We start from the raw sequence: 11,568 nt of genomic DNA on the forward strand, positions 1-11,568 counted from the left end.
GAGCCGCGGCCCGCGCGTCACCGCCCGGAAGGCGGGGGCGAACGCCTTCTGACGGCATGCCGACAGGCCCGACCAGGAGAATTCAAGGGGAAGGTTAAGAACGGCAAGCTTTCGAGAGCACACCGCCAACCCTTGGCCTTCCGCCTGGAATTGACTCCGCGCCGCGCCAAAACTCCGAAGCGTCAGATCCATTCGACGTGAAGGAGTCGGCCATGCGGAAGAAGAACGCGATCGCCGCGATTGTCGTCAGCGGGATCATGCTGGGCGGTGCCGGCGTCGCCATGGGCGGCGAGGCGTCGGACGGACCCGCCGCCGGGGGCGCGGCCGTTCAGGTCCGCTCGGACAGCTCCTCGGGCCTCGGTGAACTCGCCGTGGGCACCGTGGCCGCGGCCACCGACGCCGCCCTGCGGTCCGCCGGCGACGGCCGGGTCACCGAGGTCACGATGGTGCAGAAGGACGGCACCACGGTCTGGAGGGTCACCCTCGATCAGGGCGACGGGCCGGTCCAGGTCACCCTCGACGCCGCGACCGGTGACGTCCTGAGGACCGCCGACGCCACGACCCTCGACGACTGCGACGACGCCGATGACGACGATGACGACGACATCGACACCGACGAGGGAAACGACGATGACGGTGACGGTGACGACGGTGACGACGACGGTCCGGACCGCGAGGGTGCCAACCCGAGCAAGTAGCCGAGCAGTTCCGTAAAAGGACCCCATCGGAGAAAGAACGGGAAAGAACGTCGTGACCCCCACGGACCGTTTCGTCAGAATTCTCGCCCTGGACGGTGGCGGCCTGCTCGCCTCGGACGCCTTCGGCCGAATTCACCGACTCGACCGGGAACTGCGCCCGGTGGCCTCCTCGCCCTTCGTCCGGCAGGGCCGCCCGCTGTACGGGCTGACCGTCGCGGACGGCTGGGTGATCGGCAAGGACCGGATGGGCGCGGTGTTCCGCTGGTCCCTGGACACCCTGGAGCTGGTCGACCGCCTCGACCCGGCGGCGATGGGCGACCGGTCCGGGCTGCGGCCCCGCGAGGAACCCTCCCCGTGCAGCTCGCGCGGCATCGGCGTCTGGCAGGACCGGGTGTTCGTCACCAGCGGCTACCACCGCCAGATGCTGGTGCTCGACCTGCACACCTTCGAGGTCCTGGAGATCCGGCCGAACATCTGCGGGGACAGCCCCATGGAATGGGCCTGCACCGAACACCCCGCCCGGCACGCCGTGTCGGACAAGCGCGGGCACCTGCGGTTCGGCTCCTTCTCCGACGGGGGTCTTCCCCGAGCTGGTCAAGCTCGACGACGGCAACATCCACCGCGTGCGCTACGACGCCCTGCACGACCGGTTCTGGGCCACCCAGGACTTCGGCGAGGGGGAGAACGCCGACGTCGCCAACGGGGTCGTGGTGGTGAGCCCGACGGGAGAGAAAGAAGGCGAGCTGCTGTTCGCCCGCGACGACGTGGAGTTCGTCGCCTTCTCCCCGGACTTCACCCGCGCCTACTCCGGCGGCTTCGACGGTGAACTGCACATCTTCGACAACTCCCGCCGGGAACTGTGTATCTCACGCACCGTCACCGGATTCCCTCATCAGCTCAGCGACCTGACGGTGGGCTCCGCCGGGCAGGTGTACGTGCTGTGCCAGGACGGCACGGTCGTCGAACTCGACGCGGAGGGAGGGTTCGTACGCGACACCGCCCACCGCCGCCAGGCGGTCTGGGACATTCAGCCGTCCCGGGAGGACCCGCGCACCCTGTACTGCGCCACCGACTCCGGGGTCGCCGTCGCCCGGGTCGCGGACTCGGCGGCGGGGCCGATGGTTCGGGTGGAGGCGGAGTACCTCACCGGCGCGGGCTTCACCCGGCGGGTGGCGCCGGCCGAGTCGGGATGCGTCGGCATCACCCGGGACGGGACGGTATTCCGCTCCGACCGCGACGGGACCGTACGGTGGCGGGTACCGCTGCCGGACCTGGCGCACACCGTCGCGGTCTCCCCGGACGGCGGCCGGGCGCTGGTCGCGACGAACGGCGGCGCCGTCGAACTGGACGCCGCCGACGGCTCCCGCCTCGCCCGCTTCGACGTGGACGGCCTGCCCGTGTGGGCCACCGCCTACCTCCCGGACGGTGACAGGGTCCTGGTGACCAGGAACGGCGTCATCGCCGTGCTCGACGCCACCGGCGCGAGCCTGCGCTGGCGCTTCGACCAGGGCGAATACCCCAAGCGGGCCTGGGTGCAGGACAACCGGCTGTACGTCGTCGGCGACGGCGGCCTGAAGGAGATCGAGGTCGGGGTGGGCGTCGCCGCCCGCTGGTCCCGGCTGCTGTCCAACACGGTGGAGAACGCCGTCGTCTGCGACGGCCTGGTCCTCGCCTCCTCGTACGGCATGCAACTGGCCGCCTACGAGCACGCCGGGATGAGGTTCGCGGGGCTGCTGGAGGACCTGCCCGACTACCCCAAGGCGCTCACCGTGATCAGGGACGCCGACGGAGCCCCCTACCTGCTCGTGGGCTGCCGCACCGGCCTGCTGTCCCTGTACCGCGTGCACACCGACGGCTCACGCCCCGTCCTCACCAAGCTGCGCGACCACTGGCTGCCGCGCCGCCCTGTCCACTACACCCTGCGCCACCAGGACCACCCGACGGCGGTTGCGGACGCCTGCGACACCCCACAGGCCCGGACGGCGGACGCCACCCACCCGGGCGCCACCCACCCGGACGCGCGCGCCCACGACGCCGGGGAGGCCGTGACGGCGGCCCCCCCACGCCCGACACCGGCCGCCACCGCCACCACCGCCGCGAGCTGAGCGCCCGCGCCGCACCACGAACCGAGGAGAGGAACCCTTGCGCGCCATCGATCTGAGGCCCGGACCGGAGGGGCATGCCGCACCCGTCACCGACGTCGCCTTCCGCCCCGACGGGAAGCGCCTGGCGACCTGCTCGTACGACGGGACCGTGCTGCTGTGGGACGTGACCGCCCCCGCCCGCCCCCGGCCGCTGACCCGCCTGCACCACCGCCGCCTGGTCAACTCCGCCCGCTGGAATCCCGTCCGCCCCGACGTCCTGGCCACGGCCTCCGCCGACAAGACGGTCGCCGTCTGGCGGATCCCCGAGCACCCGGACGCCCGCAGGCCCGAGCTGATCACCGTGCTGGCCCGGCACACCGACGACGTCAACGCGGTCGCCTGGATGCCCGACGGCCACCGGCTGATCTGCGTCTCCGAGGACGGCCGGGCCACCCTGTGGGACACCCGCACCGGCACCTTCGAGGGCGAGGTCGGCTCCCACACGGCCCACTGCATGATGGTCTCGGTCAGCAGGGACGGCCTGGTCGCCACCGTCGGCGAGGACGGCCTGATCGCCGTACGCGACCCCGACCGCCCGGACCGTGCGGCCGAGTACCGCTCCACCGCCTCCGTCGAGGGCTGCGCCTGGTCGCACGACGGCAGGACGCTGGCCATCACCCGTGACGACGGCGTCGCCGAACTGCTCACCCCCCGCCTCGCGGTGCGCCGCAGCGTCACCGTCGCCGGGACCGCGGCACGGGCCGTGGCCTGGGCCGAGGACGACAGCTCCTTCGTCGTCGGCGCCTACGACGGCTGCCTGCACGTGTTCGACGCCGACGGCACCCGGCGGCACCGGTTCGGCGACCCCCGCATGTGGCCCCGTTCGGTGACCGTGGCCCCGGGCGGTGTGGCCGCGGTGGGCAGCTTCTGGAACGGCCCCCACCTGGTCGACCTCACCACGGCCACCTCCCTGTCCGAGCCGACGGCACCCAACCACGGGCCGAACGCCATGGCCGTGCTCGGCGGTGAGCTGCTCGTCGGCTGCGACTCGGGCACCGTCATCGCCTTCGACCCCGACAGGGACGGCCCCGAGCGGCCACGCCTGCTGCCGGTCTCCGACAGCCCCGTCCTGTCGCTCACGACGTGCGGCCCGGACTTCTACGCGGGCACCTACGCCGGATATGTGCACCGCTGCAACGACGAGGGCGAACTCCTCGCCGTCAGCAACCGGTTGGGCGCGCCCGTGCCCTCCCTGTGCCGCGTCGACGACCGGCGACTGGTGGCGGGCACCTACAACGGCGCCCTGATCGGCCTGGAGGCGACCTCGCTGGCCGAGGTGGGCCGGGGCGCCCCGCACGAGGGGTCGGTGAAGTCGCTCGTGCCGTTCGCGGGCGGTTTCGCCTCCGCCGCGACCGACCGCACCCTCGCCGTCGGCTCGCTGCGGGACCGGAGCGTGCTGTGGGAGCACGGCAACCTGGTCAACGCGGTCGCCACCCTCGACGACCGGATCGTCGCGACCGTCTCCCGCGACCACACCGTCAAGGTCGGGCTGGTGGAGCGCGGCGACGACGGCGAGGGCTGGCAGGTGGTGCACCGGCAGACCCTGCTCGGACCCGACGAATCGGTCAAGTGCGTGTCGCTGCTGGGCGATCCGGACTCCCCGGTGGTGCTCGCCGGCTCCTACGACTTCGGCGTCTACCGCTGGCGCACCGACTGGGCACACGGCACCGACCTCGCCTCGGGACGCCTGGTCGACGAGTTCCGGCAGGGCGTGTCCTGCATGCACCGCATCGACGCACGCCGGGTGGCGGTCGCGGGCTGGGACGGACAGATCCTCGTCGTGGGCCTCGACGCGGCCGGTGAGGTGCGGGTGCTGCGCCGCTTCGACGTCGACATGCTTGTCCGCCGTGCCCGGCAGGCCGTCTGGGCGGTGGCCAGTTGACCCCGGAACAGGGCGGCGGCCCCCGGTCCGCCGTCCGCAGCCTCGCCACGGCCCACGGGGAGGCCGCCGTACCGGCCGCGACGGTACGGGCCCGGGTCCCCGTCACCCTGCGCCGCGCCCTGGGCCAGCGGGCCGAACTGGTCACCTTCCACGGACTGCCCGACGACGGTGAGCACCTGGCCTGCCTCTTCGCGCCCTGGGACGACACCGATCCACCCCTGGTACGACTGCACAGCGAATGCCTCACCGGCGATGTGCTCGGCTCCACGCGCTGCGACTGCGGCCCCCAACTCGACGAAGCCCTCCGCATGCTGGCCGTGCACGGCGGCGCCCTGCTGTACCTGCGCCAGGAGGGCCGCGGCATCGGCCTCTACAACAAGCTGGACACCTACCTGCTGCAGAACGACGGCGTCGACACCTTCGAGGCGAACCGGCTCATCGGCCGCGGCGCGGACGAGCGCGGCTACCTGACGGCGGCCGTCATGCTCCGCACCCTGGGCCTGGAACGGGTCCGCCTGCTCACCAACAACCCCGACAAGGTACGGCAGTTGCGCGCCCACGGCATCGACGTCACCGAGACCCTGCCCACCGGCGTCCACCTCACCACGGACAACGCCCGCTATCTGGCGGCGAAGGCCCGCAGCGGCCACCACCTCTCCCTGCCCACCCTCGACACGGAGGCCCCCGCATGAGACTGGAGGACGTGGCGGCCTCCCCCCACTTCAAGGAACACGCAGGGCTCGCCGACCCCGCCCGCTTCGAAATCCCCGCTGACGCGGCGGCGCGCACGGCCACGCCGGATCCCGGGCAACTGGCGGCCCTCGTCGAGGACATCACCGCCCCGCTTCCCGAACGCCTCGCCGCCGGCGGCATCCTCGCCCTCATCGGCGACCCCCGCATCACCGACATCCCGGCGGTGTGCGAAGTCCCGGGCGGCACCGTGGAGATCGGACTACCGGAGTCGGAGATCGACGCGGTCGTCGGCCGATGGGCCCACGTGGGCGTGGAACGCGAGTGGATCCAGAAGGAAGTCCCCGCCCACCAAGTACACCTGGACCCCTACCGGATCGCCACCTACCCGGTCACCAACCGCGAGTACTACACCTTCCTCCGCGACACCGGCCATCCCGCCCGCCCCACCACCTGGTACCTGGGCGCCTACCCCTACGACCGCGCCAACCACCCCGTCGCCGGGATCCAGCCCGCCGACGCCGACGCCTACGCGGCCTGGCTCGCCCGCCGTACCGGCCGGCCCTGGCGCCTGCCCACCGAGGACGAGTGGGAGTACGCGGCGGCGGGCCCGGACCGGCTCGCCCACCCCTGGGGGAACACCTTCGACCCGGAGGCCGCCAACACCCGGGAGACCGGCGTGCACACCACCACCCCGGTCGGCGCCTTCCCCGCGGGCCGCTCCCCGTTCGGCGCCCTCGACATGGGCGGCAACGTCGAGGAGTACGTGTCCGACGCCTACCGCCCCTACCCCGGCGGCCCGTTCGTCCCCGACCACCTCGTCCAGACCATGGGCACCTACCGCGTCGCCCGCGGCGGAAGCTTCGCGCGCTTCGGCGACCTCACCCGCACCCGACGCCGCCACGGGCCCTTCCCCGGCCCGCTGTACCCGGCTGGATTCCGCCTCGCCCTGAGCGGAGCCGGCGACCCGAGGAAGGCAGCCGTATGACCAGCGACCTGTGGAAGAAACTGACCAGCACCGTGGGCCTGGTCTGCACACGGCACGACGGTGTCACCAACGTCATGTCGGCGGAGTGGGCGTTCTTCGTCAACAAGCAGCCGCTGTACGCGGCGGTGGTACTCGGGCCCCGCTCCGCCACCCGCAAACTCATCGAGGGCAGCGGCGAGTTCTCGGTCACCCTGTGCGCCGAGGACCAGGCCGAGATCGCCGACTTCGCGGGCAGCCACTCGCTCACCGACATCGACAAGACCGCCGGTGAACCGATCCGCCTCGGCGAGCCCGACGCCACCGCCACGCCCTGGGTGAAGGGCGGTGTCGCGGCGGTGGAGTGCCTGCTGCGCCGCACCGTCGACCTCCCCGTCCACACCATGTACATCGGTGAAGTCGTCGCCGAGCACGTGCCGGACCGCCCGCGCCGCCCCCTGGTCAAGCACGGAGCCATGTACGGACTGGGCGACCCTCTCGTACGCACCGCCGTGGTCGCGACCGCCGAACTGCGCCCCGGAGGCGTCCTCCGGGTGGCGGCCACCGCCCCGGCCCACGACAGCACGCGCACCTGGCGTGTCACCCTCCTCGACACGGACGGAGCCCCGACCCCACTCGGCTCCCACCCGTCGTCCGCGCACGGAGACCTGCTGGTGGACATCGAACCGCCGTGCGCGGTGGAGCCGGGGTACAGGGTGAGAGTGGAGACACAGGGCGCGAAACCTGGTTTCTCGGCCATCTCCGGAGCCGCCCGGTGAGCGTGCTGCGCATCGCGGTGGCACAGACCCCGGCCCGCTCCCTCGACATCACCGGCAACGCCCGTACGGCTGCGGCGAATGCGATTCAGGCGGCACAGGCGGGGGCCGGGCTGGTCGTCCTGCCCGAACTGCACCTGTGCGCCTACGACTTGCCGCAGCTCGCCCGGCACACCCACGCCGCGACGGTGCACGCGGACGAGGACCGGACGGTCACCGACGTCCGGCTGTCCCCGCTCGCACGCGCCGCGACCGACCACGGCATCACGGTCCTCATGGGCGCGGCGGTCCGCCACCCCGACGGCAGCCTCACCAACTCCCTCCTGGCGATCGACCCGACCGGCGGCATCACGGTCCCCTACGACAAACAGCACCTGTGGCACGACGAGGAAGCGGCCCTGTTCACCGCCGGTACCCGGCCGGGGGAGCTGACGGTCCACGGCCGGCGGCTCGGACTCGGCGTCTGCTACGACATGTCCTTCCCCGAACACGCCCGCGCCGCGGCCGTATCGGGCGCCGAGGCCCTGCTGTACCCGGCCGCCTTCGCCACCGGAACCGAACACCGGGCCGCGATCTACTTGAAGGCCCGCGCCCTGGAGAACACGGTCTACACCGTCTTCGCCAACGCCCTCGGCGGCCCCGCGCACCGCCCCTGCGCGGGCGCCGCGGCGGTGTACGCCCCCGACGGGTCGACGGAGGCGGAGGCGGAGGCGGAGGGGGACACGATCCTCTACGCCGACCTGACCCCGAGGACCATCACCGACACGCGCGTCCACCTGCGCATGCTGGGCGAGTACAGGGCGTCGCTGCCGACGGGGCGCCCGAGGAACTCCGAAAGTTTCGAGTGAGATTCGGAAACTTTTTCCGCGAGAAGGGTTGACGGTCCATCGTCAAACTCCCAATCATCCTGTCTGGGAAACCGCAAGCGAGTCGAAATTTCGGACGTCCGCCGTGCGGGTGCGGACGGCGCTTTCCCCGTGCTCAAGTCATTCCGTGATTCCTGTACTGGAATATTGGAGGCACCGTCATGGGCTTCTACGCCCTCCCCAGACTCGATGTCCGCCGAAGGGCCCGCGGACTGCTGCTGGCGCTGCTGGCCGGCGCCCTCGGTGTGGTCACCGCACTGGTCGCCCCGCCGTCCGCACACGCCGCCGAGAGCACCCTGGGCGCCGCGGCGGCTCAGAGCGGCCGCTACTTCGGCGTCGCCATCGCCTCGGGCAGGCTCGGCGACTCGACGTACACGTCGATCGCGAACCGTGAGTTCAACTCGGTCACGGCCGAGAACGAGATGAAGATCGACGCCACCGAGCCGCAGCGCGGCCAGTTCAACTTCTCCTCCGCCGACCGCGTCTTCAACTGGGCCGTACAGAACGGCAAGCAGGTACGCGGCCACACTCTGGCCTGGCACTCCCAGCAGCCCGGCTGGATGCAGTCCCTCAGCGGCAGCGCCCTGCGCCAGGCGATGATCGACCACATCAACGGCGTGATGGCCCACTACAAGGGCCGGATCGCGCAGTGGGACGTGGTGAACGAGGCGTTCGAGGACGGCAATTCGGGCGCCCGCCGCGACTCCAACCTCCAGCGCACCGGCAACGACTGGATCGAGGTCGCCTTCCGCACCGCGCGCGCCGCCGACCCGTCCGCCAAGCTCTGTTACAACGACTACAACGTGGAGAACTGGAACTGGGCCAAGACCCAGGCCATGTACAACATGGTGCGCGACTTCAAGCAGCGCGGCGTGCCGATCGACTGCGTCGGCTTCCAGTCGCACTTCAACAGCGGCAGCCCGTACAACAGCAACTTCCGTACCACGCTGCAGAACTTCGCCGCCCTCGGCGTCGACGTGGCGGTCACCGAGCTGGACATCCAGGGTGCCCCCGCCTCGACCTACGCCAACGTGGTCAACGACTGCCTGGCCGTGTCGCGTTGCCTCGGGATCACGGTCTGGGGTGTGCGGGACAGCGACTCCTGGCGCTCGGAGCAGACGCCGCTGCTGTTCAACAACGACGGCAGTAAGAAGGCCGCGTACACCGCGGTCCTCAACGCCCTCAACGGCGGCACCACCACGCCCCCGCCGACCGAGGAGGGCGGCCAGATCAAGGGCGTCGGCTCGGGCCGCTGCCTGGACGTCCCCAACGCCAGTACCAGCGACGGCACCCAGGTCCAGCTCTGGGACTGCCACAGCAACAGCAACCAGCAGTGGACGTACACCGACGCCGGTGAACTGAGGGTCTACGGCAACAAGTGCCTCGACGCCGGTGGTACCGGCAACGGCACCAGGGTCCAGATCTACAGCTGCTGGGGCGGCGACAACCAGAAGTGGCGCCTCAACTCCGACGGCACGATCGTCGGAGTGCAGTCGGGCCTGTGCCTCGACGCGGTGGGAGCGGGTACCGGGAACGGGACGCTGATTCAGCTCTACTCCTGCTCCGGCGGGAGCAACCAGCGCTGGACCCGCACCTGATCCTCCTCGGACCCTGACGGGGCCCGTGTCCGTACGCCGCGGCGTCGGGCGCGGGCCTCCTTCGTTCTTCGCGGGGTGCGCTGCGAGCGGCACCGAATTGTCCCGGGGAATTAATTCTTACGGTGTCCCGGCGTTTCTCCGGTAAGTTTCTTCGAGGTTTCCGGGTGGGGCCGGAGTGGGTACGGGGTGGGGCGGGGATTCCGGAAGCAAATCCTGCGGAGGTCGTTTGGGGGCAGGGCTCCGTGTCCTGGGGGCGGCCCGCAATCCGCGGCCGATTACCCCAGATTCGTGAACTCAAACCAGGTGACCCTCATTGTTATCGTGCCGTGATGTACGGCGGGCACGGACTGCGTGACCGTTCGGTCGTCCCGAGGGGACGTTTCGGCTCCGGTTGCGGACGTCCTGTCTTAGCCGCAGGTCGTGGGGGTGTTGAGGGCGCTACGCCTGCCCGAGATACAGGGCCGTCATGTCCGTGCCGTGTGGTTGTCACTCGGTGGTGCGGTACCCACCGGTGCGGGCGTGACCGTACCGAACCCCGGCACCGAACCCCCGCTACGCGCGATGACCGAACCCGTCCGCCCCAGACACCGCAGTGTTTCCCCGTCGGTCCGGACCTTCGTTGACTCCCTGGACGCGGCCCACCTAATGTCGCCGCCATCGACGCAGATAAACGAATGGAACGAACGTGCCGTGGCGGCCGCTTCCATTTCTTCGCTGCATCGCATTCCGAGCACGTGTGACGTCCAGGAGGGGATATTTCCATGCTCCCGCACGCCGACAGGTCGACAAAGGTCAGTGGTCATCCGGAATTCCCGCGCAGTGCCCGTCGAGGAGACCGGCGGCCGACCGCTTCGCAGAATGTCACCTGCATGGCGAGCCTCAACCCCGGGCTCAAGATAGAGGCGGCCAACGCCGACTTCTTCCGGCACGTCGCACTGCCCTCCACGGAGGTGTGCGGCCGCAGCATCTACGACATCCTGCACCCCAGCGCCCGCAACGTGCTGTCCAAGCACTTCTCCCAGCTGTCGAACGGCCACGGCACCCGCTTCGTCGAGCGGGTGGTCGCGATGCGCGGACACGACCGGGTCTTCTCCGCGGAGTTCACCGGCATCGCCGTCAAGGGCGAGGGCGACGACCTGTCCGGCGTCGTCGTCCTGATGAGCCCCGACGACGAGCCCGCCGAGGCAGCCGAGCGGCCCGCCAAACCCACGCCCATGCTCACCGCCCTCGACGCCCGCATCCTTGAGGGCGTCGCCACCGGCGCCTCGACCGTGCAGCTCGCCTCACGCCTCTACCTCAGCCGGCAGGGCGTCGAATACCACGTCGGCCTGATGCTCCGCCGGTTCAAGGCCCCCAACCGCGCCGCCCTCGTCTCCCGCGCCTACTCCATGGGCGTGCTCACCGTCGGCAGCTGGCCACCCCGCGCCGTACCCGACTTCGTGAAGTGAACCTCTTCGTGAAGTGAACCGCGCGCACCTCATGCACCTTGCGCACTTCATGCGCCCTGTGCACCCCGTGCGCCTTATGAGGCAGCAGCCGCCGCCACGGCTCCGTCACGCCGGCTTCCCGTCCCAACCGGGAAGCCGGCGTTCGTCGTTGTGCCGGTCAGCGGCGGTGCCCACCGATGCCCTCGTCGTCGGCGTCCGGCCACGGGGTGTGCTCCAGCGGCGAGTCGTGCACCGGGATCGGGACCAGCTCCCGTGCCTCCGCACGCACCTTGCGGGCAGCCGACACCGGCATGTCCTCCAGGTCCACCCGGAAGCGGTCCAGGTCGTTCATCAGCCTCCGGATGTAAGGGGAATCGCCGTCGGCCGACCGCAGCGACTCGACGCTGCCGTGCAACCTCGCCAGTGCGGAACGCACCTCCGCCAGCTTCGCGCTCATCTGCATTCCCTCCGTCTTCGGGGCCGGACAGGCGTCGCCACGCCTGCCGCACGCACGCCGGGCCGG

10 protein-coding genes are annotated in these 11,568 nt (G+C 71.0%); 9 read left to right on the forward strand and 1 reads right to left on the reverse strand.

What is annotated here, in order from left to right:
* The first annotated feature begins 212 nt into the window (after positions 1 to 212).
* From GA0115233_RS18395 to GA0115233_RS18435, 9 genes are all read left to right on the forward strand, one after another.
* Positions 213 to 698, forward strand: a complete 486-nt coding sequence (locus GA0115233_RS18395; protein ID WP_093721334.1) for a PepSY domain-containing protein — start codon at positions 213 to 215, stop codon at positions 696 to 698.
* Positions 699 to 1,321: 623 nt separating this feature from the next.
* Complete coding sequence (locus tag GA0115233_RS18400; RefSeq protein WP_255310254.1) at positions 1,322 to 2,803, forward strand: WD40 repeat domain-containing protein; 1,482 nt, start codon at positions 1,322 to 1,324, stop codon at positions 2,801 to 2,803.
* Between the two features lie 37 nt (positions 2,804 to 2,840).
* Entirely contained in the window at positions 2,841 to 4,724 is a 1,884-nt protein-coding gene (locus GA0115233_RS18405) for a WD40 repeat domain-containing protein (protein WP_093721335.1), read from the forward strand.
* Between the two features lie 107 nt (positions 4,725 to 4,831).
* Positions 4,832 to 5,416, forward strand: coding sequence for a GTP cyclohydrolase II (ribA, locus tag GA0115233_RS18410; RefSeq protein ID WP_255310257.1), 585 nt, complete (start codon positions 4,832 to 4,834; stop codon positions 5,414 to 5,416).
* A complete protein-coding gene (locus tag GA0115233_RS18415; protein ID WP_093721337.1) occupies positions 5,413 to 6,402 on the forward strand; it encodes a formylglycine-generating enzyme family protein in 990 nt (329 codons plus the stop codon). The genes ribA and GA0115233_RS18415 overlap by 4 nt, the downstream gene beginning before the upstream one ends.
* Positions 6,399 to 7,157 carry a flavin reductase family protein gene (locus GA0115233_RS18420; RefSeq protein ID WP_093721338.1) on the forward strand — a complete coding sequence of 253 codons (759 nt, stop codon included), beginning with the start codon at positions 6,399 to 6,401 and terminating at the stop codon, positions 7,155 to 7,157. The genes GA0115233_RS18415 and GA0115233_RS18420 overlap by 4 nt, the downstream gene beginning before the upstream one ends.
* Positions 7,154 to 8,002 carry a carbon-nitrogen hydrolase family protein gene (locus GA0115233_RS18425; RefSeq protein WP_093721339.1) on the forward strand — a complete coding sequence of 283 codons (849 nt, stop codon included), beginning with the start codon at positions 7,154 to 7,156 and terminating at the stop codon, positions 8,000 to 8,002. The genes GA0115233_RS18420 and GA0115233_RS18425 overlap by 4 nt, the downstream gene beginning before the upstream one ends.
* A gap of 179 nt (positions 8,003 to 8,181) precedes the next feature.
* Positions 8,182 to 9,618, forward strand: a complete 1,437-nt coding sequence (locus GA0115233_RS18430) for an endo-1,4-beta-xylanase (protein WP_093721340.1) — start codon at positions 8,182 to 8,184, stop codon at positions 9,616 to 9,618.
* Between the two features lie 869 nt (positions 9,619 to 10,487).
* The gene (locus GA0115233_RS18435; RefSeq protein WP_093721341.1) at positions 10,488 to 11,066 is read left to right on the forward strand and encodes a LuxR C-terminal-related transcriptional regulator; all 579 of its coding nucleotides are present in this window, start codon (positions 10,488 to 10,490) and stop codon (positions 11,064 to 11,066) included.
* A gap of 157 nt (positions 11,067 to 11,223) precedes the next feature.
* Here the strand turns inward: GA0115233_RS18435 and GA0115233_RS18440 are convergent, their stop codons facing one another.
* Positions 11,224 to 11,502: a hypothetical protein gene (locus GA0115233_RS18440; RefSeq protein ID WP_141689533.1), complete on the reverse strand. Its 279-nt coding sequence runs from the start codon at positions 11,500 to 11,502 to the stop codon at positions 11,224 to 11,226.
* Positions 11,503 to 11,568: the final 66 nt, after the last annotated feature.

This window comes from Streptomyces sp. DI166 (assembly GCF_900091315.1).
In the GTDB taxonomy this organism is placed as follows: Bacteria; Actinomycetota; Actinomycetes; order Streptomycetales; family Streptomycetaceae; genus Streptomyces; species Streptomyces fuscus.

Excerpts from the sequence above, each read along its gene's own strand:
- GA0115233_RS18395 (WP_093721334.1), top strand. The coding sequence starts at position 213 with ATGCGGAAGAAGAACGCGATCGCCGCGATTGTCGTCAGCGGGATCATG.
- GA0115233_RS18415 (WP_093721337.1), top strand. The coding sequence starts at position 5,413 with ATGAGACTGGAGGACGTGGCGGCCTCCCCCCACTTCAAGGAACACGCA.
- GA0115233_RS18420 (WP_093721338.1), top strand. The coding sequence starts at position 6,399 with ATGACCAGCGACCTGTGGAAGAAACTGACCAGCACCGTGGGCCTGGTC.
- GA0115233_RS18430 (WP_093721340.1), top strand. The coding sequence starts at position 8,182 with ATGGGCTTCTACGCCCTCCCCAGACTCGATGTCCGCCGAAGGGCCCGC.
- GA0115233_RS18435 (WP_093721341.1), top strand. The coding sequence starts at position 10,488 with ATGGCGAGCCTCAACCCCGGGCTCAAGATAGAGGCGGCCAACGCCGAC.
- GA0115233_RS18440 (WP_141689533.1), bottom strand. The coding sequence starts at position 11,502 with ATGAGCGCGAAGCTGGCGGAGGTGCGTTCCGCACTGGCGAGGTTGCAC.